Genomic DNA, 20,993 nt, shown 5'->3' with positions numbered 1-20,993 from the left:
CTTACCTCCTTTCTGCCAACTAACCACCAAAGGCAGCGATAAGCGACCGTTTGCGTTCAGGTTTATGTTCTTCGCGAAGGACATCGATCAGGAAGCTGTAAGGCATGTCTAGAATCGTATTAATATCCTTCCCTTGTTTGATCAGTTCCAGGATCATCTTGTCCAGACTTTCCTTCTGTTTCTCAGGAGTAAAATCTTCTTCGTCTACTGGATCTCCAGATACTTTTTTGCTTCTTCGGTCTGTTCCCCTCTCGCAACAAAAAGGACTTGCATAAACAGTTCATTGATCGCTCCTGGACCATGTAAATAATTGAACAGGTCATCCCGGGTGAATTGATTATTGTAGACTTTTTCAGCAACGAAGATCAGGACCTTGTCGATCATATCTTTTTCAGCCTGGCCAGATTTTCTGGAGTTCAATTCAGCCATCAAATCGATTGCTTCATACACCACGCTTAACGGAATGAATACCGGGGTCACATATTTCTTGGTGATGATTTCGCCCTCTTTTACTTCGAGAACAAGTTCGATCATATTTCTTTTTAAATTCGCCATTATTTTCCTCCTGTACGTAAAAAATGGACGAGTAACGCTACTCGCCCTTTTCTTCGCTAACCTTTTCGATAAAAGGCCTTCCTGCTGCATTTTTGATTGTGCTTAACTCTTCAATTCGCTCTTTTGAAACCTTCTTGTTTGCCGGCCTCGGATACCCATCGCCCGCTTTGTATGGTTTCCCATTATCCTGCAGATCCCCGAATGATTCGATTACTCTATACTTTGCCACTTGATTCACCTCCTGGATCGCTTTGACATACTCATAAGACGCTTTGTTTTTGTCAACGAAACTCAAGTCCTCGCTTAATGGAGAGTGTTCAACATACTGCCCTTTGAAGAATAAACCTTGGTTCCCATCAACAACACCAGCATTGTGGAATATTTTTGCTTCCTGATAACGGGCAATCGGGTCGTTTGGCCAACTAAAATCCAATTGTTTATCCACCTTCACCGTTTTCCCGAAATGATTGACGTTCCAAAGCTGCGCCCACATTTCAGCGGTCCATTTCTGGATTGGCACATATCCCACGCCATTTCTACCGATATATTCGGATTCCACATCTGATAGGAACTTGTACAGCTTTACGGAATCCTCGTAAACCTTTTTCCAATATTCATGAGTTGGTTTTTTGATAATCCACTGAGCCCCGCCAACCGACCGATTCTTCCTGATCAAAGTAGGATCTATTCCGATAACTTCACACATACGCTCCAGCAAGTCCTCGCCCTTGCCATCGATGTAATCCAACCCAATATAACCGCTGCAGTCTGATGCATACCAGGTATCTTCAGTCGGATTCAGTTCCGGTATTTCTCTGAACAACACATCACTATCAAAGTAAAAATATGAGCCTTGTTCACGCATTTTGTCTTCCTCAAGGTATTTCATCCAAAGATAAGGTTTGACACTGGGGATGTACGTTCTTTCGCGATCAGCATCGCTGTAAACGTGAACTTCCACTCCGTGAGTTTCCTCAAAATGTTTTGGAATGTCACTATCCCACTGCGCGAACAGCAGGACAATGTCAGTGATTCCGAGTTTTTTCAGCCGAGTGATACAGACTTCCAATTCCCATTCAAATCGTTTGATTGCTGGCTGACAAAGGATATATTTCATACCCTATACCACGTTAAACACCTGTAGTGGTGGTTGTCGTAGTCGGATATGCCACGCCGAAAATAGCTTGGAAGATGGCATTACGTTTAACAGTTGCCGCTGCATCATCTGCCCCGACTACAACCGATTTTTGTTTCGTGAAACCTGTCACGGCACGATCCATAAATTCCGCGCTGATTGCATCCTGGTTGAAAGTGGTATTGCCTTGTTTAGATGTCCCTTTGATGCTAGTTTTCAGGAACTTCCCTTTTGGCAAGCCTACATATTCTTTCGATCCATCTTCATATGTTTTGGCAAAAATAACTGCAACGTAAGGCGGATTATCACTGGATCCGTGAGCAGCTAGACCTCCTGCAGTTACTTCCAATCCAAGCAATGCATTTTTGTCTGATTGCGGAATCGTATGGAAATTTCCGCTGACAGTGACACCGCCCTGGGATACACCTAATTCAGCTACTGTATTATCCCCGTATGCTCTTGTAATCTCGGATGACATCGCTACTTCAATCTCCTGCAAAAACTTTACTCGTTCAGGAGCGGCTGCTACAATTTCTGATTCTCCGGTGTTCAACAAACCGTAGTAAAATTCATCTACCCCTGTAGATGACAAATATTTCTTTTCTGGCATTTATCTGCACTCCTTTTCAAATGTCGTTTCTGTAGAATTTCCCTAAATACCTGCGAGCGTCTCGATATATTTTGACATCCTTGTCATATTCATCAATCCCCCCGCCGCTTTGGTAAAACCCTATGTTTTTCATTACACTCCTAATCCGTTCCCCGAGTATGTCCTTCTCTTCCCGGGACTTGGACCAAATATCAATCTGTATTAGATGCTCTTCGGTTAACCAATCATTATCGGCATAATCATCAGGCATCGGCGGCTGCAGCGGATCAATGATGATGTACGCTTTATCTACTGTTCCAGTCTCAGGGTATTCGTAATATTTGATACGATTCTCGACCGCAGCATAAATGATGGAATCAGCTGATAATGCTTCATAGATTTTATTTAATGTATCCATCTAATCACCTCTCAAAGTCCTTTCTCCAGCACCTTTTTAACTGCTGAGCGATAGGCTTTTTTACCGCCATCCAAAGATGCAGCAACCTTCCCTTTACCGGCCGGGTTAGGATTTTTAATCGTCCCCCACTCATTAATATGGATCAGACGATAGCGGTCTTTCGGACCAACCCAGTGGATATCTCGGCGCCTGCCATTAGGACCGTCTTTAGGACCGGATATTGTGATTTCATCAATGGAAGCACCGGTATCTCTGAAGGATTCAAAGTTTTGCTCAAGTTCTTTTTTGATGACTTCGGCTCCTTCAAGCAATGCCTGGTCACTTAATTCTTGCATCTTCGCTTGTCCGAATCTCTTTTCGAGTTCTGCCTGCAATGATTTCAATCCGGTAATATTTACCCCCATCAGCTTTTCACCTCCGCGATTATTTTTACAACGTCGCGTGATTGTAAGGCCGGCTGAACCTCTTTGATTTTATACACTGTGGTTTCGTACCCGGCCGCATAGATTTTAAGCAAATGCTTGTTTGTTGGTACGTATATTTTAAAAGGGTCTCTAATGCTGATAGTCAGATCGGATAACGTGCCGTTGTATTTCGCCAACTCCAGATCACGCATCCAAACCTCATCGATTTTTGCGAATGAAACGAAAAGTGTTTTTTTGACCTCTTCGCCAGCTTCCGGACCTTCAACTGGTACAAATTCATAAAACTCTACTTTCGTCCTGAAATCCCCATTATTGACACGTGGAGGATTGTACGTTCTGGAAATCACTCTGGAACCACCTCAATCACGTCGCCGTTCTCGTCAACCTGGATGGCGGATAATGCCTTTCCCATTCCCAATGCATTAATCTGACTTTGAAAATTTGCTTGAAAAAATTCAAGAGAGTCGTTATACACATAACGCGCTCTCTGGAAAACCAATTCCCTGAAGACATATTCAGTTTCAATATCATAATCGCCACACTTGTAAAGCAAATCCTGTTCACATGCTTCGAGGATTCGTTTCAGATTATCATCCTCATAATCCCCGATGCGCATCCGCTCTTTGAAGTCATATACAATTTGATCTGTAATCGCCAATTAAATCAGCTCCTTATCAGACACCTGTTGTTGTCGTAGTTGTCGCTGGGGCTGTCGTTGTCGTAGTTGTCAGCGGAGCAAATTGGATATCCAAGTCATACAGCAATGCGGCCTTGTTATCTTTCGGTTCTCCGTTAGCAAACTGTTTCAGTGTGTACAAAGTTGCATCTTCGATTGCTAATGTTTGGTCAAACTTCTTAACCTTCACCCCACCAGCCAATCTTGCTTTGTAACGACCTTTGATAAAGAATAATGCTTTTCCTACTGCAACTTCTTCCGATGGAATAACTTTGATGTTGTAAGGCAGAGCCGTCACCCATTGTCCGTTAGTGGTTTGGATTGTATTACGCATTTGTACTGCGATTTCATCAATTGGGTTTACTACCATAACTACTTTGTTGTTAACTTTTAGCGATTTGCCTTCAGCATCAACAGATAACGCTTTAACAACGTTATACAATTCTCCTGCTACTACTTCGCCATATTGTGATGGTGCAAATGTCAAAGTTCCGATTGAGGTTTTTGTCGTTACCGCACCTGTTTCAGGATCCACATCCTTTGTCAAACCAACAGGTTGTTTGGCAACAGCGCCACCACCATTCACGAACCCAAACTCTAAACCGAATGAATAAGATTCTGACAATACTGTACGAACATAAAGTTCAATCCATTTTGGACCCAGTTCTTCAATGTCAGTAGGAATTGCGGCGAATGCTGTAAGCTTTAATTGCCCAACAGTTGATTCAGAGAATGCACTAGCAATTTGTCCTGCAATTCCTCCAAAAAGGTCGCCCCATGCATATGCTTTTGTTGGGTCTGAGTCAATATAACGCGTTACAGCTCCTAAATTCTCCAACCCGATTTCCGCTAATAAAGGATGTTCTTGTACCAAATCTTCAAACACGCGTTCTTGTGTCGTAACCGGCAGAATTGTGTCGTCCGAGAAACCACCGCTATTAGCTACAGCCGCGAAGAATTTAGTTTCTTCTGATGTTAAAACGTTTTGGCCACGTTGTTGCAAAATGCTACGATCCAACATTTCGTTATTTACTTGGCTGGATACAGCTTTCACGATTTCATTTTGCATCACTTCCAGGTAATTTTGATAAGCGGATCTCTGCTCCTCCTCAGTACTTTCAGGGTTGGATAATACTGCGGATAATTTCGCTTTTGCTTCCGCGAATAATTCTGTTTTGTTAAATTTAATAGTCATTTAAATTTTCCTCCGTTTTTATAAGTTTAGTAATGCAGCGATACGGTTTACTTTATTCTCTTTCGGTTCTGCAGGTGGTTCCGCTGAATCTGGCGGCGGTGGTGCGGGTTCCGCTGCGTCTGTAATGCTGGTTGCTAATCCATAAGCTAAAGCCTCTTCTGCAGTCAACCAAGATTCGGCTGCCAGCAATTCACCAAGTTTCTCGCGAGTGTCGGTAAAGTGAGTGAGATACGTTTCTTGGATAGACGTATTCGCCTTGTCCATTTCATCCGCCAATTTTCGAAAGTCTTCTGCATTTCCTGCAGCAATGGTCCAGGGGTTGTGGATCATTAGTTGCGCATCTTTTGGCATGATGATTTCATCACCTGCCATAGCGATCAACGATCCGCCGCTTGCGGCAATGCCATCGACATACGTGATGACTTTCTCAGGCCGGCGCATTAAATAGTTTTTGATTGCTATTGACTCAAACATGTCTCCGCCGTATGAATTGATGAAAACTTCAATCGTGTCCGCTGACTTTCCAGCCAAAGCAGAAACGACACCGTCCAAACTAATCCCAGACCAGGAGTAGTATTGACCGATGTCGCCATATAGCAGCAATTGAATTTTTTCTTCTGATTCAGCTTCGATGGAAATCCTTGTCTGAATCGGGTTTTTCTTTTTTAAGGAATTAAGTTTTTTGCTCACTATCTTCTTTCCCCTCCTCCATGTAATTTTTTGTGATATAGAATTTATCGAACTCTTCGCTCTCAGGTGTGTCGAACCCTGCTTCACCTCTGAGTTCTCTTCGGTTGAACGTCCCAGAGGAAACCAATTTGTCGATGGCAACAGCAAGATCAAAAATACTCTCATACGAAGCAATTTTCACTTCCAGAAAGCTTCCAGAAAGGTATTCTTTCATCGTGAAGAATTTACTGTTGCATTCATCACGAATCTTCTTCAGCATCGGCTTCACCGTGAATACCGTATAGCTTTTCGTAATCTCCTTCACGCCTGCCAGGTCGCCGTGCAAAAGACCTGCTGGGATCCCGATAGCCATCGCAATCTGATCCAAAAATCCATTCGTCACTTTATTGATTTCATCCACACTTTGATTACCCGTGCCGCTGGCATGCTCCTTATAACCAAATCCAGGTTGCTCCGGAACAACGGCCACATCTGTGTTTTTTCTAATTGATTTATAAAGTTTGTCTATATAAGCCTGTAACTTCGCCATTTTCTCTGCATCTTTGGCAACAGAACTATCAATGCTAACAGTCGACCTGATTTGATTCTTTCGTTTTTGGGCACCCAGAACGCTTGAAAATAGATCTGCATAATCTTTATAAAGACCATCTATCAACGGTTGCAGGTTTTTATTTGCGTAGCGCATATGCAAGACTTCAGACTGCTTAAAGACGCGTTTGAACGTATAATCACCAATAGTGACATCCGTAAACGTATCTTCATATACCGCATATTCATTATGCGTAAAATCATCCGCAATCAGTAGATCTTCGTCGTCTGACTGAATGATCAGCACTTCGTTGTCGTAAATCATGTTAATAATGACTTGCTCCCAAAATTCAGTAGCACTTTGATTTTTGTTTGGGCGGACATTCATTTTGTAATACAGCTCATCTTTAACATAGACGCCGTCTGCTTTCACCCGGAACTCCGATTGACTTATCGTCCTGGCCAAAAAATTCGCACAGGTTTCAACTGCCAAATGTTTCATGTGAATGCGCGTTGATGCGGAAACGAAAAATTCGGTATCAAACATAAACGAAAGTTCTGAATTCCTTTTAAATATTGCATCCAAAAATCCCAAGTTATTTTCTCACCTCCTTTAAAATTTAAAAATCTATATCATCTAAAACGAATGCAGATTGCTCATCCAGTTCTGTCGCGCGGTACATAGCATGAACAAGAGCTTGAAATCCATCTGTCTTTCGCTTCACCGCTTCTTTTTTCAGGAATATCTTCCCGACACTCGTTTCTTTTACAAAAACGTTATTCGTATACCAGCGCATCATGTCATCATCCGCGAAAATTATTTTGTTATTCGCAAACGCGTCTTCGATTCTGGACGCTATCAAAGGATGTATAGCTTGCGGCCTCCGGATCGATTCGACTTCGAAACCTTCAGCTTCTAGTAAAGGTCTCAATATATCGAGTTTGTAGTTGTCGGCGATAATTTTGTTTCCACCGTACATCTCCCGGGCCATCACAAACCAATCCACAATGTGTTGCGGATTCAGTGAAGGTTCGTCAATGACCGTTAAAAGGCCGTCTCCTTCCCATTTCTTGATAGGGGCTTTCTTTTCCCCGCCCGACTGATTTGCGCTATTGGAATAGCCATAATGCACATCGACGAAATTTTTGATAACAAAGCTATGTTGCAAGAATGCATAATCTAAATCTTGTTTAAATAAAGCGCCACAACTGGCAAAGTCACGCACACTCCCATAGTCAAGCGAATATAGGGGCGTCAATCCATCTAACTCAAAATACGGTCGACGTGTAGCATCCAGCTCCCCCTTCGAAGCAACGGAGTGTTCCGTGTCTCCCTCGATAACATTCATCCGCTTTGTAACAAATGCAGGACGCTTAGAAGGAGAATAATTTAATTCGGTATACTCTTTTTTCATAGTCCGAATTAAACGCTTTGCACGTTTCGTCAAAGGTTCCTGCAGGGAAGGATTCGCCTTCGGCCACAATGTCGGATCATCCATCTCTTCAATATCATCAAGCTCGTTGATGAACGGGAAAATGCCATTGAAATCCTCTTCACCATTTAAAATAGCCTCGCACCTGGCGTACTTTTCATCAAAGTAACCGCCACGCACGAAACCTTTTGTCCCAATATAAAACTGTCTTCCCCATTGTGTCTTACCAATACCGCCTCCGAGAACGTCTGGGATGGAGCTGTCCTCCATTTCATGAAATTCATCGTAGATGATACAGCCCTCGCGTCCGCCATCAAGGGTTGAAGAGTTAGCTGCAACAAAGATAATTTCCGATTGTGTTTCCAGCGATGTAATCCGCGATTTGTAACCTTCGAACTCTCCGTATTCCTCATTAGGATGGGCTTCTTTGTACTCTGTGGGCGGATTAGCATTCAAAGCTTCATTGCCGCGTTTTGTTATTATTAAGCGAACATCGCTAAAAGAACGCTTTGCCTGCTTTTCAGAGTTGGCCACAAGCGTTATGTCGTAATTATCAACACCATGCAGACTACTTATAAAGTAATGAGACAACGTCGAAACAAAACCATTCTTTCCGGCCCCTCGTCCAACAACGATAACGAACTCATCAAAAACAACCTCGTCATCTTCCACCCGAAACAGGAAAATAAAAGGAACAATAAACTTTTCCCAATCGTCCAGTTCGAAATACCAGGTCTCTGAAAAATCGATATAGTCCTCTATCTTCTGATCATCGAAATAATAAATATCATCATATGGCAGAATATCTCTTTCAAGAAATTCTAAAAGCTGTAGATTTTTGTTGCATAATACATATCTTCCCGATTTCCATTTTTCGTAATAGGCATCAACATACTTCGAGTACAACATATCATCGACCTAATAGTTTGCTGCGCTGATTTTTTTTAGGCGCGCCATCTTTTGGCAGCAGTTCTGTCAATTGCCGAATAACGTTCTGATAGGTCTTATCGCGATTGTCGTAGTTTTCAACTATCGGCCTTTTCCGGTCATACGGCGTTTGCGTTTCCGATTGGCTAAATTTTTCGTATTCGCCATTTTCCAAAATATCTTTCCAATTATCGTCGAGCAGGACACGTAGTCTGGCAGCCTGTTTGATCAAGCCTTCTACAAGTTGGAATTGATGGTCCGGAATACCCTTGAAAATATTGCAAAGACGGACTTCTTCGATTTCGACACGGTTTTCCATTTCTTCGATACGATCGTTCAGCAGATGGAATAGTGAGACGCCTAACGTTTTCGCTATGGCTGTCAGCTTTTCCAAAGACGGAGAATTTTTTCCCGTCTCGATCCGCGAATAATAATTTTCTGAAATGCCAGACTTCTGTGCTGCTTCGCTCTGAGTCATTCCCTGGTTTAACCTCAGGGCGCGCATTCTATTTCCGATTGTATCCATCACATCAACTCCTTTCATTTTGTAGTTGAAGACGAGGGGGGGGAGGGGGTCCCATAACGATGGCGCAGTCGCGAAGTTGACCCTATGCACCGTTTTTCCATATTTGTTAAAACCCCGATTTTTTTCGACCGGGGGGGTGTTACTGATCAGAAATATTCCCGTGAATTTCACCAATATTCATCATGAGCCCATTTGTTTGGTTTCCCTTGAAAGAAGCGCCCTTCCTTTTTGTTGTGGCACTTGATGCAAAGTGTTTCTAAGTTCGAATGGACCAACGCTAGCTCAGGATATTTTCCCAGGCTTTTGATATGGTCGACGTCCAATGTCTTCTGCTTGTCTGGCTTCATGTCCGAAACAAATACTCTGCCTTGCCTCTTGCATTCTTGGCACTCATAGTTGTCACGCTTGAGGATCCATACCCTCGTCTCTCGCCAAGCTCTGGATGCGTAGAACGCTTTCCGATTGGCTAAAGTGCTGTAGTCCATACGTGATTGCCATCAACTCCTATGCTGTTGCTACCTTTCCGATAGCTTGGAAGATGTTAGATCACCTCCCTTCTCCTTGCTTCTCGTGAGTCTTGTAATCCTGAACAACCGCGTCCATCATCTGATCAACGGAACGATACTTCGTCTTGAGTCTATTCCGCATGTACAACGCTCTTTCTAAATGAGTTGCTGCTTCCTGTAATTCTCTAATCAAATACTGAACATCATCATGAACGCTCTGCAAATCTTGAACCATCAGCAAACACTCCTTTAATATTCACTACGTGCTATCGCAAATCATCGATGTAAAAAAAGCTAGGAGACTCCATCCTTATTTCAGGGTTTCTTTTTAAACACATATCATCGTTATAAGCCTCGTTGTAATATGCAACCTTTGCAGTGACATTAGCGTTTGGGTTGATAATCATTTCGCGTTGAGGCAAATCAGGATTATTTATCTCAATCTTTAAATCTGCACCTTCTGCCAAAATTTGGGCGAACAAGGCATTGAACCTATCTTTTCTCGTAATCACTTTCTCGACTCCTTTCTCAACAAAAAGAGCAGCCACATCAGCAGCTGCTCTTTCGTCGATTTGTTATGTTATTAGAATAATGCATGGAAAGCAATGAAACCATCACTCTTATGTCATAACAAAGTTATTACATTTCATATTTCTGTTTTGCGGCTTCCCAATCGTCCAAGAAGTCTAAACGTCTTCTAAGTTCGGCATGTTTCTGTCGTATGTAGCCGCTGGAATAATTTAGTTCTTCAGCAATAACTTCTAGACTTTTTCCTTCAACATACTTCTTTTTGAGAATCTGGTTATCGTTACCTTTGAAAGTGTTTATAAGCAGCATCAAGGATGCCTTTAATTCCTCTCGAAACATCAAATCACTTTCAAGCTTCTTAATGACTTCTTCCACGCGAGCTCCTTTTGATTCATTGGTTAACCTGACTTTCGACAGATCGCCTTCTTCCCATCTGGACAATTCAAGTTCACTCTTGTTCAGATTCCATTTAATGAAGGCAATCTCTTCATCCAATTCTCGATATTCTTTCAGCCATTTGAATTTCGTGACAACTCACCGCCTTCACACGAATTTGAAAATTAAAACGGCAGATCGTCATCTTCAATATCGTATGGATCACCTTGAATACCACCGAACGGGTCCGAATGATTATTGAGATCATCAAAACCGTTCTGATTGAATTGATTGTTACCCCCATTTTGATTTGAATTTGAACTTTGATTATTTACCCGTTCGTTATTGAAACCTCCGCTAACGTCGTTTTTTTGCGAAATAAAGGTGATGCTATCAATCACGATTTCTTCTTGTCGGATCTTCTGGCCGTCCTTCTCGTAATGATTATTCTGAAGACGTCCGGAGAAAGCAATCTGCGACCCCTTGAAGAAATGCTTATGAATCAGTTCAGCCGTTTTATTAAATGCTTTGCAATTAAACCAGTCAGATATGTATTCCCCGGTTTGTTTATCTTTGAATGGCCTCTTTACCGCGACGCTGAAGCTTACCATCGTTCCGGCTGCGTTCAACTGCGGATCCCGTCCTAGGTTGCCAACCATGTTGATACTATTCATCCAACCACCTCGCTTTCTATGTATTCGATTCTGAAGCCCTTTGGTGGTCTTCTCTCGCCTCTCGCTATTGCCTGGACAGCATCAGCTTTCATGCCTAAGGCTTCTGCTGCCTCTGCTGCGCTACCGAATGCCTGGACAAATTTTCCTTTCTTAAAAACAACAACTCGCTTACCGTTCTTTGGTGTGGGTTTCCTAGTTTCCGAAGCTTTTGATAGTTCCTGCAGCTTAGTAATTCGTGGGTCATCCTTGGGTAATTTCTCCCAATTTTTGATTTTCTCCAACTCAGCAATATGATTAAGTAGCTCTTTTGATAATGTCATTGGATTTACCTACTCTTTCCCAGACAACCAAGCGGATGCATAAGGCGCAAAGTGTAAACGTGCTTTTTCAAGTTCAGATATTACGGCCGTTTCCTTCACTTCTAACTCCTCTGCAATCTCTTCATAACTATTTCCATCATCCAACATAAAGAGGATTTCGCGTGGATTTAATTCGATATGTGGTGGCAACGTGAGTGCATTTGTGGACTTGATATAATTGTCCACATCCCCCATTTCGATCAAGAAATTCTTGTATGATGTGTTTGGACCAAATTCATCCAGAGCCAATTGCTCCTCTTTCACCTCAGTTACCATTCCGTTTTGATCCACTACATATTTCAGTTGTGGCTCACCAGTTTCGCGATCGTATGGAATTCTGTAGGAAATCACACTTGGCTGGATAACCACGTTCACGGCTTCACCAATCAGCTGCGACAGGCTTTCGAACTTGCCCCCCAGGGATCCGTTATCGATGTAAAGCACAACCTCTTGTTTGCCGCCTTTGTTCATTTTCACTGCCTTAATTGTTGGTCTGAATTCTACCGTTTTAGTCATTTGTTTTTTCCTCCTATTTTGTAAAAATTCAGTGTATAATATTATTAAAAAAAGAACGGAGTTACCTTTTATGAGTTATTTATTTGTCGATGATGAAGATGGATTTAAATATGTCAAGAAAAATACTTACTATTGTCCGGGATGCGAGGGTAGAACCTCTCACAGTTATTCAAGGGTAAGTTATGAGCCCTTCAATACTTCTCTTTTACTGCGGTCTGTATGTGATAGTTGTGAACATTTAGAAATATGGATGAAAGAGTTCGACCTCCATTATCCAGAAAAAAATCAACATCCAGATATAGATCCTGTTATTATTTTTTTGGATGAGACTATAATCTACCCAAAAGAAGATCCAGTTGCTCCTACACCAACAATTGATATGCCGGATGAAGTAAAAATAATTTTCAAAGAATCTTCATCAGTTTTGGGATTATCTCCACGGGCTTCCGCAGCATTATCTCGTTTAGCGCTTGATATGTTATTACCACATCTAGGCGAAACAAAAGGAACAATCAATGATCGAATAGGTCAGTTGGTACAAAAAGGATTGCCTATAGAAATACAGCAAAGTTTAGATGCCCTTAGAGTAATAGGTAATAACGCGGTACACCCTGGAGAAATGGACCTAAAAGATGATAGACAAACTGCTATAACCTTATTGGAATTATTAAACTTCATTGTCGAAGATCGCATTACAAGACCTAAAAAAATACATCATTTGTATGCAAAGCTACCACCAAAAGCGATCGAACATATTGAAAAACGAGACAAGAAGTAAAAACTAATCTATATCAATTCAATTTGTTGTCCTTCAAGCGTGCGAATAGTCATTTCAATACGTGGGTTCTCCGAATAAAATTTTCTGGCAATCAGATCAACCACCTGTCCATCATCCTTCCAGATGATTCCTTTACAGGCGTCAAGCGGTCCTTTTGCATAGTTATCTGAATCTGGCTTCGTTATCGGCCTCAGTAACATTGCTTCAGCAAGTTTTGATTTTTTCTTGCTGAAGCTTTTTAGCATGGGCTTGAATATCAATATCTTCACTTCAAGCGGCCCATCAAGTAATACAGCTGGCTTGTGCTGCATGGCATACCTTGCAACCAGTTTTTTGTAAGCCGCGCTTTCCGGTGGATCATATGCTCTTACAAATGGTTTTGTCGTAAACTTTGGCCTGCCTTGTGGTACCGGCTCACCGGGAACCGTGATATTAATTTCCATTGGCATCCACCACTTCTAGCGCACTATGCAACGAGTTAATGATGTGTAGCGCAACTTCTCTTCTCATATTGCTGGCAACCATCACTTGGGTTTCTCCGTCTGGATCATAACCAACGATTAGCAGCTGCGGCGAGTTCTCAAAAACTTTCGTTGCCTCTTCGACAAAGCCGGTTTCCTTTTCTCCAAACTCGAATTGATTTCCAAATTTATCAATCATTGCTTGACCTCCTTCACGAGTTCCCATGTGATTTTGGATATTCCTTCTTCTCTTGCATACTGCAGCGCCTCTTTTGTTGATGGGAAAATTCCGACCGACATGTTCCTGTTAATATCAATCAATACAATCATCACTGTTCCCCCTATAATCTTTAGTTTTCCTGTAGTGATGCTTCAAAACCTTTATTGCGTGATTCAGTGACCTTTCGATGTCCTCGCCTTCATCCAGTGGTCCACCACCGCCACACATAGGACCGATGCAGGACTTGAAGTCGAATCCAACTCTGTCCAATTCGTATGTACCGATCAGCTTATCGCCCTCATAAATATTCCAGTGCGTCGCATCGACTTGAACTGAAGGAGAATCGAACAAATCTAATTGTTGATTCATGAAGCTTCCTCCTTTCACACGTTGTCGTCCCAAGGAAATGCATCTACTCGTTCACTTCTTAAAAACCGATAACCATTTATGATTAACTCATCTTCCGTTAAGGGATCAGAGAAAAAATGCTCCATTCCAACTTCATCGACGTAATAGTAAATTATCTTCAAACACCCGCCTCCTTGCCGGTTGATTTTAATTTCGAGATCCGTTCATTGAGTACTCGCTCCTGTTCTGGACTCAATGGTGTTTCTTTAGTTTCTGATTTAGTAGCATTCGCCCAGTCCGGCAACTCTTCTTTTTTGGAGTTCTGTTGGCAAGCGTTTTTCTTAACGGCTTGCAATTCCTGGACTTTCATCTGATCATAATTTTTTCGAAGCTTCTCAGTAGACAGGATGTTCCCTTTCCAGAAATCATGCGATTGGGACCATATGATCATATTTTTAACTTGCTCCTCTTTACGTCCATCCAGCTCGACCATCTTCCGAACTTCATCAGCCCACTTGTCAAAGTCAGGCTGCTTCACTTCCGGGTTGTTTTTTTTCATTTCTTCAAACAAGAAGACAGATAGCTGATAATAAAGTGAATCCTCGTCGTAAGTCCGCTTTGCGGATTTGCGACTATTATCTTTTATATTCTTATCATTCTTTTCATTCTTATCATTCTTGTATGTTGACACTCGCTTGACAGTTGTTTGACACTCGCTTGACACTTGATTGTCATTCGACTGGTACTCATGCCAGTTGTTTATTGTTATGACGCTGTATTTCGTAGTTGATTTGATTGACAACATTTCTTCGTTTTCAAATTTTTTGAGCCATCTCCATAACGTGCGTCCGACAACTTGATTGTCACTCGATGCCCCTTCGTTGAATTCTTTTGCGATAGCGTAGCCTCCGGTGACGAATTGACCGCTTGACACCACTACCTCTTTTCCATTAAATAAAAACTTACTTTCCTTATGACTAGCCTTCATTAAACAGAGTAACCAAAGCTTCAGCATATTCGGATTTGTCCAAACGAATGAATTAGTTATCTTTCTGTAAAGTTTTATATAACCAATATCCATTCCGCTTTCACCTCCTATGCTATATAGACCGGAACACCGGTTAACTCCTGAACTTCACGTTTGAATAACTCTTCATCACTGTTTGAATCGGACAAATGCAGCAGCCACACGACTTGCAGCATTTCGCTCGAGTTCAGCTTGATAAAACTTTTCGAATTCTCAAATTCAAAATGACTTCTGATGATTCGATTCTTCAGCATATCGGCCAGGTCACCGTGACTATACTTCTCGATAAGTATCTTCATGGAATAGTTGGCTTCCACCATCATGTGTGTGATGTTTTTAAATTTGTAGTGCAGCAACCGCGTATCCGTTACGAACAGCAAGCGTTCCTTCGATGCGTTTTCGAATATGAAGCCCATCGGCTCTGCTGCATCATGCACAACGTCGAATGGTATAACGGTCCATGTACCGATTTGTACGCTTTTACCAATATTCAGAACGTTTGCCCTGAATTTCGGAACGTTCAAGGCGTTTAGCGTGCCTGCGCTGGCAAAAATATCGATTGCGGTTGTCTTCAGTACTTTTTGGATTTCTTTGCTATGGTCCATGTGTTCATGGCTGATGCACATGCCAGCCACCCTTGAGAGATCGAATTTCATCCTGCGCTTCACCAGTTCAAATTTAACGCCGCACTCTATCAAGACTTGAGAACGGCCATCATCGATCAGATAGCCATTCCCAGAACTCCCGGAACCAAAGACTTTTATATCAATCAAAACGGATCTGCATCTGGAAATGCTTCAGTTTGAACTGGTTCTTCATTTATTTCGTGCGGTTGATCAAGCGCCGCAGGTTCGTCGTGGACAATCACATCTCCAAATTCAATGACATTCGCAGACTCCGTTACATCCTTCTTCAGGCGTTTCAGGTCTTCGTTTGTAGCTTCTTCATACGTCATGGCGACATAGGCATTCTCAAAGTTTTTCGGATATTTCTTCGTGATATTATTGCGCATTTTTCGCACGATCATGCTTTCGCGCGACTGGCCTTCTTTCCAAGCCGGACTGATGTATTTATCGAATTCGGGTGCATCCAGAATCGCTTCCAATGACATCCCTTTCAACTGATCTTTAAGCTCGCGTTTTTTGGCATCGATCTGCGTTTTTTGGGCATCGGTTGCTTTATACCGGCTTTCCGCAATGCCGAAAGTTTCATTCATCATGCTGTTGCTGATATGAGCAATCAAGTTCCGGGCGACATCTTCACGTTCTGCAATCAGATATTCGACATCCCCATTCACTTTGGTGATCGGATAAACGATGCGCACCACTTTACCTGTTCCCACCGGCTCCCATTCAGGCGGTGTCATGTCCAAACCCTTCATGCGTGGATACGTGAATTTGTCGTTCTCTCGCACTTCCCAAAATTTATGGACCGTTTGAACGTCCCGGCCGAAACGTGACAGGATGCTATCGTTTCCGTCACCCTCAATGCCCATTTCAAGCTGCGTGGTCCATTCGTTTCCAACTTTTTTCTTGCGTGTCTGGAAGTACACTTCGCGAGGTGTCGCTGTTGCGTTCAGCTGAAGGGATGCGACCTGGAGCAAAATCTGAGTCAATGTTTGCTGATCCACCGAATTGATGGCCAACGATTGTGCTTCCAACGTGTTGTTGATTTCTGCAATGGCGCTCATCACGCATTGTTTTTGATAGTCGCTCATGTTCATGCCGTTGCCTTGCAGCTGGTCCGTGATCATCGGCAGGTATGTGTTATTCACCTTGGCCAGTTTTGTTTGGAATGTGGATGCTGTTGCTACTTGATTTTGATTTGTCATTTTATTCTTCCTCCTCGTTAATTTCTTCAGTTTCGAACTTCACTTTTTTTCCGTTATGCTGTTTGATAAAATTTTCAAGCAATCTAGAAAAATCATTTGGCCCTATCAAGTCGCGTTCTAAAATTGCATCTTCAGGACATTCCGACAAAGGGCCAACTTCCATAACTTCAATGCCATCAATTTCTAAAATTTCTCTACGACCATAGTCATATCCGCTTGGTTCTGTATACTTCACTTTTATAACAACTGTGTCTGCCATTTATATAACCTCCATATTCAAAACGTCATCATCCATTATTTTTGATTCAACTTTAAATGCCGGATCAGTGGAAACTATCAAACTGATCATCTGCGACTGTGTTTCAAATAACTTATTGACCCCTTCAGCGTTATCGATGAAGATTGGCGCTGCGATGCCATATGCTTTCGAAAGGGTGTTTATGATATCGAGCCCTGCATTGATTCGCGCCGCATTGTTCAGATTGGTGTGGAAGTCACTGCCGTTCACAGTAATGCTGCACATATCCTTCTCTTCTCCTGTTCCGTCCAGGCCGAAAAATACAAACTTGGTAATTTCAAAGAGATGGTTTACCTTCTCTTCCTGCAGCTTGATTCGTGTCTTGAAGAAATCCTCTGCCAGGAACAACTTGCCTTGTTTTTCGTTGAATGCATTCACAATCTCTTTACGCTGATCAATTAATTCTTGCACCCGGCGTTTTTGAGTGTTGGCCAGATTGACCAGTGAAATCGCATCGTTCGTACCAATCATTTGCTCAGCAATGGATTCCAGTTTCTCCCGGATGGAGGAAATGACTTCCTGTTTGCTTTCTTGTTCGTTGGTGATTTTGGCCTGAAAATCCAGTCCTTTTTGGACTAAAGCGGCATACTCTTCGGTATCTGTGTAATCGCCGTTCTCAACGTTCATTTTTTCGATGTCAGCCTTCATTCCTTGTCCTTGAGACTTTAATTTCATAACCTTCTCAGTGAACTCGGATTTGGACGCCTTTAAATCGACCAGCTGTTTCTCCGCTACCTCCAAGGTATCTTTGATTTGGTTGCCCTCCGCGATGATCCGCATCAGTTTGTCGGATTTCTCCGCGTTGAACTTCGTTCTCATTTTGTCGATTTGATTAGCCGGCAATTCTTGCCCACACATAGCGCACACGGACCGATGTTCATCGAACGTGATGTTCTTCTCCGAGTGATATTGATCAAGCAAGATGGTACGACGTTCTTTCTCGGATGCTATATGCTTTTCCAGACGCTCGATTTGCGTCGTCGTTTCATACAGGTTTTCTTCGGCAGCACGGTACTTCCCACTCAATTCATTTAGGCTGTCCTGGAGACTGATCACACTGAACTGATTGGTTTGAGAATATTTAATCCGTCCTTCAGCGATTTGCGCCTGGATGGCTTCAATCTCTTTTTGGATTTTCGCCACAATACCGCCGTTTTTTATATCTGACTCTTCTTTTTGCAAGGATCGGTACTCATCATCCAACCGCTGCAGCTTTAGTTCCAAATCAGCCTTGGATTCTGTAGTCTCCGGAACGCTCTTGCTTGCCTCGTCAATTCGGGTACTGATGTCCTTTTCTTTCTTTTGCAAGTCTTTCAGTTGATAATTCAGGCCATTCTTGTAGTCGTCTAAAGAATTAGCCTTCAGGTCATCACGCAGGATTTCAAAGTCAGGATTGGATGCAATGACGTCATCTATGGAAATTTCATCCACTAGGTCCATCACAATTTTCCGGCGGTCATCCCAACCCTTTGAAGCGAAGAACGCTGGATTGGTTAGTAATTTGAACGACTGCTCATCGATGACTGTGCTGATATAATCCGTATACTCTTTCTTGGTTTTGGCCGGGATACCGTTGATGAAGTATTTCTTAACGTCTTTTCCGCGAACCTTTTCAATACTGCCTTTTGGATTGGACCATTTCTCCAGGACTTCCTTCCGGAGCAGCACGCGTTCGCCATCGATTTCCAGTTCGGCCTCCACAACGGTGTCTGTTCCCAGGATATCTTCCCCGTTTGCATCAAAAGGTTTGACCTTGAATTGTGCTTGCTCCTGACTATTTTTATCGAACAGCAACCAGTAGAAACCGTCATACAGGCTAGTCTTTCCGATATTGTTACCAGCTGAGACACTACCATTATTCCCCTCCAGATTTAACGTGTATGATTTGATGCCTTTGAAATTCTCATAAGAAATTTTATTGATTTTGATTTTCTTCATGATTTTTCCTTTCCGTGATATAATCACCGTGAATTATTTATTTCATAGCCACTGACCTTGCTTGCCGGCTGTCAGTGGCTTTTTTTGTACCATCGTTTAAACCTGCTTTGATATTCTGATTCCGCTTCAGCAATCAGGATCTTACTTTTCGACTTCAGTCTGGAGTAGTGAGACATTTCTAAAAAGGAACCATCCACTAGGTTTACCATTACGACCGGGACAGATCGCCCATCAATCAGTTCGTAGATTGCTGCGAAGTTTGCATCTGACTTGCTTTGTCTATGCGATATACCACGTTTGGCCAGAACCTCTGCGAGTAACGCTAAACTCATTTCTTCATTTCCTCCAATCTGATGCCATCCAATTTGCGATACATGCTATCAATTTCATCTTCCATCGCTCTGATATTCCTCGTTAGCGCGTCAGCCCTTGCGATATGTTCAGCTTTCTTTGCTGATAGCCCAGCAATTCCGCCTTCAAGCTTTGCGATGCATGCCCAAATCCTGACTTTTTCATCCATCTTTCTCACCTCCATAACAAACCTTGTTCTAACCCGCCGACGACCCCAAAAATCAGTAGAACGATACTAACCACTATGACTGCTCCGATAAAACTAACCAACCTATTCTCAAACTCATCAGTAAATATTTTCATGTGTGTTCCTCCAGTGATGCGCCCTGCCCGGCCGTTTCTCAGTTATATTTGGTGTTTTTTTGAATCCATTTCTCTACTGCCTTCTTTGGATAAAGCCGCTCCCCGCCTCGTTCGCAGTATGGGAAGCCTGGTTGATATAAGTAATACTTGTCCGCCGTATCAACAGAACAATTCAAGATCCGCTTGGAAACTTCCTTCCGTGTCAGCAGCTCTTCATCGAACAGGCTTTCTTCAACGGTTTCCTTCACGATTGGAAGGGTCACGTCTTGAATTTTTGCAGCCATCCACTGGAAGAATTCCTCGGTTGTCTGTCCATCAAAGTGTATTTCCATCTCGATCACTCCTTTCTGAATACGTCCAAACTGACCTCCAACGCATCCGCGATCTTGCACATCAGTTCAAAGCTAGGCTTCTTTATCCGGCCTTTTTTCAAGTCCGATACGGTGCCTGAATGAACCTGCATCCTTTTGGCTAGCTGCTCCTGGTTCAAATTTTTCTCGATTAATAATTTTTCGATGATGTCCCACATCTTCACACCCCCTAAAAGCACTACATGTAGTGGTTGTTCGCATTGTGTTCCCCATATATATCGTGTATAATAATATTTGTAGGAATCGCCTTCGCCAAAAGTTGTTTCCTGCAAATCTATGCATAAGAACCGAGGTGATAATTTTGCCAAATCAACATGTGACACATAATTCAGATGGGACTTGGAATGTTCAACCAGAAAATGGAAAACGAGCTAGCGGTATCTTTGATACTCAGCGAGAAGCCATTGCAAAAGCGACTGAACATGCTAAGAATCAAGGAACTGAATTATTTATTCACGGAAGAGACAACAAAATCCGTGAAAGAAACAGTTTCGGACATGATCCATACCCACCTAAGGGATAGCAATGGATCTCAGATTCACTCAAAGGTGGTGAAAAGAAATGGTTCAAATTCCTTATACTGATACTAACGGTTCGTTATCCGTCAAAGTTCAACTACAACATGCGGCAAAGGTCTTTCTGGTGGATTCATCCAACTACCAAAAATATAAAGCTAGACAACCTTATAAGTATTTCGGCGGACACTACAAAACAACTCCTGTAAACATCAGCGTCACCGGTGCTGGAAGATGGTATCTAATCGTTGAGGGTGGCGGTAAATACAGCTATCAATTTTCTTATTGATTTTTATTTTTATTGAGCTGATGCATTGAGCATGGGCTCTTCTTTTAATACAGCATTATTTTCCATATGTTCGATCACTTCGCTTATCGCATCCATGACACTTGATATGGACCATTCCTTTTCCGAAACAAATGAAAGTACATCCTGAATGAATTTATCTTTATCAGTCTCGGAAACTAATCTTTTTGCTCTCATACGTTTTCACCTT

At 42.4% G+C, this 20,993-nt stretch carries 36 protein-coding genes and 1 pseudogene; 3 read left to right on the top strand and 34 right to left on the bottom strand.

Annotated features, from left to right (window positions below):
- Window positions 1-19: 19 nt before the first annotated feature.
- The 20 genes and pseudogenes from gpGT to AC0J5I_RS11010 all read right to left on the bottom strand — a co-directional run bounded on the left by gpGT (window position 20) and on the right by AC0J5I_RS11010 (window position 12,055).
- The gene (gene gpGT, locus AC0J5I_RS11105; protein WP_475299850.1) at window positions 20-157 is read right to left on the bottom strand and encodes a phage tail assembly chaperone GT; all 138 of its coding nucleotides are present in this window, start codon (window positions 155-157) and stop codon (window positions 20-22) included.
- Window positions 158-204: 47 nt separating this feature from the next.
- Window positions 205-555, bottom strand: coding sequence for a phage tail assembly chaperone G (gpG, locus tag AC0J5I_RS11100; protein ID WP_475299849.1), 351 nt, complete (start codon window positions 553-555; stop codon window positions 205-207).
- Between the two features lie 235 nt (window positions 556-790).
- Window positions 791-1,672: pseudogene (locus tag AC0J5I_RS11095) on the bottom strand (hypothetical protein); the annotation flags it as partial.
- A 13-nt stretch (window positions 1,673-1,685) separates the two neighbouring features.
- Complete coding sequence (locus AC0J5I_RS11090) at window positions 1,686-2,300, bottom strand: major tail protein (RefSeq protein ID WP_475299848.1); 615 nt, start codon at window positions 2,298-2,300, stop codon at window positions 1,686-1,688.
- A gap of 16 nt (window positions 2,301-2,316) precedes the next feature.
- Complete coding sequence (locus AC0J5I_RS11085) at window positions 2,317-2,697, bottom strand: gp17 family tail completion protein (protein ID WP_475299847.1); 381 nt, start codon at window positions 2,695-2,697, stop codon at window positions 2,317-2,319.
- Between the two features lie 11 nt (window positions 2,698-2,708).
- On the bottom strand, window positions 2,709-3,101 hold the full coding sequence (locus AC0J5I_RS11080; protein WP_475299846.1) for an HK97-gp10 family putative phage morphogenesis protein: 393 nt from the start codon (window positions 3,099-3,101) through the stop codon (window positions 2,709-2,711).
- Entirely contained in the window at window positions 3,101-3,469 is a 369-nt protein-coding gene (locus tag AC0J5I_RS11075) for a hypothetical protein (protein WP_475299845.1), read from the bottom strand. Before AC0J5I_RS11075 ends, AC0J5I_RS11080 begins: the two co-directional genes overlap by 1 nt.
- Window positions 3,466-3,780 (bottom strand): phage gp6-like head-tail connector protein, encoded by a 315-nt coding sequence (locus AC0J5I_RS11070; protein ID WP_475299844.1) that lies wholly within the window; start codon window positions 3,778-3,780, stop codon window positions 3,466-3,468. Before AC0J5I_RS11070 ends, AC0J5I_RS11075 begins: the two co-directional genes overlap by 4 nt.
- Window positions 3,781-3,796: 16 nt before the next feature.
- Complete coding sequence (locus tag AC0J5I_RS11065) at window positions 3,797-4,993, bottom strand: phage major capsid family protein (RefSeq protein ID WP_475299843.1); 1,197 nt, start codon at window positions 4,991-4,993, stop codon at window positions 3,797-3,799.
- An 18-nt stretch (window positions 4,994-5,011) separates the two neighbouring features.
- Window positions 5,012-5,683, bottom strand: a complete 672-nt coding sequence (locus AC0J5I_RS11060; RefSeq protein ID WP_475299842.1) for a head maturation protease, ClpP-related — start codon at window positions 5,681-5,683, stop codon at window positions 5,012-5,014.
- A complete protein-coding gene (locus AC0J5I_RS11055; protein ID WP_475299841.1) occupies window positions 5,667-6,806 on the bottom strand; it encodes a phage portal protein in 1,140 nt (379 codons plus the stop codon). The genes AC0J5I_RS11060 and AC0J5I_RS11055 overlap by 17 nt, the downstream gene beginning before the upstream one ends.
- A gap of 25 nt (window positions 6,807-6,831) precedes the next feature.
- Window positions 6,832-8,553, bottom strand: a complete 1,722-nt coding sequence (locus AC0J5I_RS11050; RefSeq protein WP_475299840.1) for a terminase TerL endonuclease subunit — start codon at window positions 8,551-8,553, stop codon at window positions 6,832-6,834.
- Between the two features lies 1 nt (window position 8,554).
- Window positions 8,555-9,097 carry a helix-turn-helix domain-containing protein gene (locus tag AC0J5I_RS11045; protein WP_245826711.1) on the bottom strand — a complete coding sequence of 181 codons (543 nt, stop codon included), beginning with the start codon at window positions 9,095-9,097 and terminating at the stop codon, window positions 8,555-8,557.
- A 167-nt stretch (window positions 9,098-9,264) separates the two neighbouring features.
- Window positions 9,265-9,582, bottom strand: a complete 318-nt coding sequence (locus AC0J5I_RS11040; protein WP_475299839.1) for an HNH endonuclease — start codon at window positions 9,580-9,582, stop codon at window positions 9,265-9,267.
- A 61-nt stretch (window positions 9,583-9,643) separates the two neighbouring features.
- Window positions 9,644-9,838: a hypothetical protein gene (locus AC0J5I_RS11035; RefSeq protein ID WP_475299838.1), complete on the bottom strand. Its 195-nt coding sequence runs from the start codon at window positions 9,836-9,838 to the stop codon at window positions 9,644-9,646.
- Window positions 9,839-9,869: 31 nt separating this feature from the next.
- The gene (locus tag AC0J5I_RS11030) at window positions 9,870-10,115 is read right to left on the bottom strand and encodes a hypothetical protein (protein ID WP_475299837.1); all 246 of its coding nucleotides are present in this window, start codon (window positions 10,113-10,115) and stop codon (window positions 9,870-9,872) included.
- 127 nt (window positions 10,116-10,242) lie between these two features.
- A complete protein-coding gene (locus tag AC0J5I_RS11025; RefSeq protein ID WP_475299836.1) occupies window positions 10,243-10,626 on the bottom strand; it encodes a hypothetical protein in 384 nt (127 codons plus the stop codon).
- Between the two features lie 65 nt (window positions 10,627-10,691).
- A complete protein-coding gene (locus AC0J5I_RS11020) occupies window positions 10,692-11,180 on the bottom strand; it encodes a single-stranded DNA-binding protein (RefSeq protein WP_475299835.1) in 489 nt (162 codons plus the stop codon).
- A complete protein-coding gene (locus AC0J5I_RS11015; RefSeq protein ID WP_475299834.1) occupies window positions 11,177-11,500 on the bottom strand; it encodes a hypothetical protein in 324 nt (107 codons plus the stop codon). Before AC0J5I_RS11015 ends, AC0J5I_RS11020 begins: the two co-directional genes overlap by 4 nt.
- A gap of 9 nt (window positions 11,501-11,509) precedes the next feature.
- Window positions 11,510-12,055, bottom strand: coding sequence for a hypothetical protein (locus AC0J5I_RS11010; protein ID WP_475299833.1), 546 nt, complete (start codon window positions 12,053-12,055; stop codon window positions 11,510-11,512).
- 70 nt (window positions 12,056-12,125) lie between these two features.
- Between AC0J5I_RS11010 and AC0J5I_RS11005 the strand changes: the two genes are divergently transcribed.
- The gene (locus AC0J5I_RS11005; protein WP_475299832.1) at window positions 12,126-12,833 is read left to right on the top strand and encodes a DUF4145 domain-containing protein; all 708 of its coding nucleotides are present in this window, start codon (window positions 12,126-12,128) and stop codon (window positions 12,831-12,833) included.
- Between the two features lie 8 nt (window positions 12,834-12,841).
- Here the strand turns inward: AC0J5I_RS11005 and AC0J5I_RS11000 are convergent, their stop codons facing one another.
- From AC0J5I_RS11000 to AC0J5I_RS10940, 13 genes are all read right to left on the bottom strand, one after another.
- A complete protein-coding gene (locus AC0J5I_RS11000; RefSeq protein ID WP_475299831.1) occupies window positions 12,842-13,276 on the bottom strand; it encodes a RusA family crossover junction endodeoxyribonuclease in 435 nt (144 codons plus the stop codon).
- Complete coding sequence (locus AC0J5I_RS10995) at window positions 13,266-13,493, bottom strand: hypothetical protein (RefSeq protein ID WP_475299830.1); 228 nt, start codon at window positions 13,491-13,493, stop codon at window positions 13,266-13,268. The genes AC0J5I_RS11000 and AC0J5I_RS10995 overlap by 11 nt, the downstream gene beginning before the upstream one ends.
- Window positions 13,490-13,624 carry a hypothetical protein gene (locus tag AC0J5I_RS10990; protein WP_475299829.1) on the bottom strand — a complete coding sequence of 45 codons (135 nt, stop codon included), beginning with the start codon at window positions 13,622-13,624 and terminating at the stop codon, window positions 13,490-13,492. The genes AC0J5I_RS10995 and AC0J5I_RS10990 overlap by 4 nt, the downstream gene beginning before the upstream one ends.
- Complete coding sequence (locus AC0J5I_RS10985) at window positions 13,608-13,883, bottom strand: hypothetical protein (protein ID WP_475299828.1); 276 nt, start codon at window positions 13,881-13,883, stop codon at window positions 13,608-13,610. Before AC0J5I_RS10985 ends, AC0J5I_RS10990 begins: the two co-directional genes overlap by 17 nt.
- Before the next feature lie 157 nt (window positions 13,884-14,040).
- Window positions 14,041-14,943, bottom strand: a complete 903-nt coding sequence (locus tag AC0J5I_RS10980; protein WP_475299827.1) for a replication protein — start codon at window positions 14,941-14,943, stop codon at window positions 14,041-14,043.
- A 14-nt stretch (window positions 14,944-14,957) separates the two neighbouring features.
- Entirely contained in the window at window positions 14,958-15,662 is a 705-nt protein-coding gene (locus AC0J5I_RS10975; RefSeq protein ID WP_475299826.1) for an MBL fold metallo-hydrolase, read from the bottom strand.
- Window positions 15,659-16,720: a hypothetical protein gene (locus AC0J5I_RS10970; RefSeq protein ID WP_475299825.1), complete on the bottom strand. Its 1,062-nt coding sequence runs from the start codon at window positions 16,718-16,720 to the stop codon at window positions 15,659-15,661. Before AC0J5I_RS10970 ends, AC0J5I_RS10975 begins: the two co-directional genes overlap by 4 nt.
- A gap of 1 nt (window position 16,721) precedes the next feature.
- Window positions 16,722-16,979, bottom strand: a complete 258-nt coding sequence (locus tag AC0J5I_RS10965; RefSeq protein WP_319217271.1) for a hypothetical protein — start codon at window positions 16,977-16,979, stop codon at window positions 16,722-16,724.
- Window positions 16,980-18,956: an ATP-binding protein gene (locus tag AC0J5I_RS10960; protein WP_475299824.1), complete on the bottom strand. Its 1,977-nt coding sequence runs from the start codon at window positions 18,954-18,956 to the stop codon at window positions 16,980-16,982.
- 71 nt (window positions 18,957-19,027) lie between these two features.
- Window positions 19,028-19,288: a hypothetical protein gene (locus AC0J5I_RS10955; protein WP_475299823.1), complete on the bottom strand. Its 261-nt coding sequence runs from the start codon at window positions 19,286-19,288 to the stop codon at window positions 19,028-19,030.
- Window positions 19,285-19,476, bottom strand: a complete 192-nt coding sequence (locus AC0J5I_RS10950; RefSeq protein WP_475299822.1) for a hypothetical protein — start codon at window positions 19,474-19,476, stop codon at window positions 19,285-19,287. The genes AC0J5I_RS10955 and AC0J5I_RS10950 overlap by 4 nt, the downstream gene beginning before the upstream one ends.
- 172 nt (window positions 19,477-19,648) lie before the next feature.
- Complete coding sequence (locus tag AC0J5I_RS10945; protein ID WP_475299821.1) at window positions 19,649-19,942, bottom strand: hypothetical protein; 294 nt, start codon at window positions 19,940-19,942, stop codon at window positions 19,649-19,651.
- 5 nt (window positions 19,943-19,947) lie between these two features.
- Window positions 19,948-20,139 carry a helix-turn-helix domain-containing protein gene (locus tag AC0J5I_RS10940; RefSeq protein ID WP_475299820.1) on the bottom strand — a complete coding sequence of 64 codons (192 nt, stop codon included), beginning with the start codon at window positions 20,137-20,139 and terminating at the stop codon, window positions 19,948-19,950.
- Window positions 20,140-20,282: 143 nt separating this feature from the next.
- Here AC0J5I_RS10940 and AC0J5I_RS10935 point away from each other — a divergent pair, with 143 nt between their 5' ends.
- Together AC0J5I_RS10935 and AC0J5I_RS10930 are read left to right on the top strand one after the other, a co-directional pair.
- Window positions 20,283-20,504, top strand: coding sequence for a DUF2188 domain-containing protein (locus AC0J5I_RS10935; protein ID WP_475299819.1), 222 nt, complete (start codon window positions 20,283-20,285; stop codon window positions 20,502-20,504).
- Between the two features lie 38 nt (window positions 20,505-20,542).
- Entirely contained in the window at window positions 20,543-20,785 is a 243-nt protein-coding gene (locus AC0J5I_RS10930) for a DUF1883 domain-containing protein (protein WP_475299818.1), read from the top strand.
- A gap of 9 nt (window positions 20,786-20,794) precedes the next feature.
- Here the strand turns inward: AC0J5I_RS10930 and AC0J5I_RS10925 are convergent, their stop codons facing one another.
- The gene (locus AC0J5I_RS10925) at window positions 20,795-20,980 is read right to left on the bottom strand and encodes a hypothetical protein (protein WP_475299817.1); all 186 of its coding nucleotides are present in this window, start codon (window positions 20,978-20,980) and stop codon (window positions 20,795-20,797) included.
- Between the last annotated feature and the right edge of the window lie 13 nt (window positions 20,981-20,993).

Source organism: Trichococcus sp. TS_SC_9 (assembly GCF_056156325.1).
The sequence above is the reverse complement of the archived record's forward strand: the minus strand, read 5'-3'. Positions and strand labels throughout refer to the sequence as shown.

Coding starts and splice junctions, on each gene's coding strand:
- AC0J5I_RS11040 (WP_475299839.1), bottom strand. CDS start 9,582: ATGGACTACAGCACTTTAGCCAATCGGAAAGCGTTCTACGCATCCAGA.
- AC0J5I_RS10930 (WP_475299818.1), top strand. CDS start 20,543: ATGGTTCAAATTCCTTATACTGATACTAACGGTTCGTTATCCGTCAAA.
- AC0J5I_RS10965 (WP_319217271.1), bottom strand. CDS start 16,979: ATGGCAGACACAGTTGTTATAAAAGTGAAGTATACAGAACCAAGCGGA.
- AC0J5I_RS11065 (WP_475299843.1), bottom strand. CDS start 4,993: ATGACTATTAAATTTAACAAAACAGAATTATTCGCGGAAGCAAAAGCG.
- gpG (WP_475299849.1), bottom strand. CDS start 555: ATGGCGAATTTAAAAAGAAATATGATCGAACTTGTTCTCGAAGTAAAA.
- AC0J5I_RS10960 (WP_475299824.1), bottom strand. CDS start 18,956: ATGAAGAAAATCAAAATCAATAAAATTTCTTATGAGAATTTCAAAGGC.
- AC0J5I_RS11050 (WP_475299840.1), bottom strand. CDS start 8,553: ATGTTGTACTCGAAGTATGTTGATGCCTATTACGAAAAATGGAAATCG.
- AC0J5I_RS11005 (WP_475299832.1), top strand. CDS start 12,126: ATGAGTTATTTATTTGTCGATGATGAAGATGGATTTAAATATGTCAAG.
- AC0J5I_RS10945 (WP_475299821.1), bottom strand. CDS start 19,942: ATGGAAATACACTTTGATGGACAGACAACCGAGGAATTCTTCCAGTGG.
- AC0J5I_RS10950 (WP_475299822.1), bottom strand. CDS start 19,476: ATGGATGAAAAAGTCAGGATTTGGGCATGCATCGCAAAGCTTGAAGGC.
- AC0J5I_RS10955 (WP_475299823.1), bottom strand. CDS start 19,288: ATGAGTTTAGCGTTACTCGCAGAGGTTCTGGCCAAACGTGGTATATCG.
- AC0J5I_RS10980 (WP_475299827.1), bottom strand. CDS start 14,943: ATGGATATTGGTTATATAAAACTTTACAGAAAGATAACTAATTCATTC.
- AC0J5I_RS11085 (WP_475299847.1), bottom strand. CDS start 2,697: ATGGATACATTAAATAAAATCTATGAAGCATTATCAGCTGATTCCATC.
- AC0J5I_RS11010 (WP_475299833.1), bottom strand. CDS start 12,055: ATGACTAAAACGGTAGAATTCAGACCAACAATTAAGGCAGTGAAAATG.
- AC0J5I_RS11090 (WP_475299848.1), bottom strand. CDS start 2,300: ATGCCAGAAAAGAAATATTTGTCATCTACAGGGGTAGATGAATTTTAC.
- AC0J5I_RS10985 (WP_475299828.1), bottom strand. CDS start 13,883: ATGAATCAACAATTAGATTTGTTCGATTCTCCTTCAGTTCAAGTCGAT.
- AC0J5I_RS11080 (WP_475299846.1), bottom strand. CDS start 3,101: ATGGGGGTAAATATTACCGGATTGAAATCATTGCAGGCAGAACTCGAA.
- gpGT (WP_475299850.1), bottom strand. CDS start 157: ATGATCCTGGAACTGATCAAACAAGGGAAGGATATTAATACGATTCTA.
- AC0J5I_RS11035 (WP_475299838.1), bottom strand. CDS start 9,838: ATGGTTCAAGATTTGCAGAGCGTTCATGATGATGTTCAGTATTTGATT.
- AC0J5I_RS11045 (WP_245826711.1), bottom strand. CDS start 9,097: ATGGATACAATCGGAAATAGAATGCGCGCCCTGAGGTTAAACCAGGGA.
- AC0J5I_RS11020 (WP_475299835.1), bottom strand. CDS start 11,180: ATGAATAGTATCAACATGGTTGGCAACCTAGGACGGGATCCGCAGTTG.
- AC0J5I_RS10995 (WP_475299830.1), bottom strand. CDS start 13,493: ATGATTGATAAATTTGGAAATCAATTCGAGTTTGGAGAAAAGGAAACC.
- AC0J5I_RS10940 (WP_475299820.1), bottom strand. CDS start 20,139: ATGTGGGACATCATCGAAAAATTATTAATCGAGAAAAATTTGAACCAG.
- AC0J5I_RS11000 (WP_475299831.1), bottom strand. CDS start 13,276: ATGGAAATTAATATCACGGTTCCCGGTGAGCCGGTACCACAAGGCAGG.
- AC0J5I_RS10925 (WP_475299817.1), bottom strand. CDS start 20,980: ATGAGAGCAAAAAGATTAGTTTCCGAGACTGATAAAGATAAATTCATT.
- AC0J5I_RS10970 (WP_475299825.1), bottom strand. CDS start 16,720: ATGACAAATCAAAATCAAGTAGCAACAGCATCCACATTCCAAACAAAA.
- AC0J5I_RS10990 (WP_475299829.1), bottom strand. CDS start 13,624: ATGATTGTATTGATTGATATTAACAGGAACATGTCGGTCGGAATTTTC.
- AC0J5I_RS11015 (WP_475299834.1), bottom strand. CDS start 11,500: ATGACATTATCAAAAGAGCTACTTAATCATATTGCTGAGTTGGAGAAA.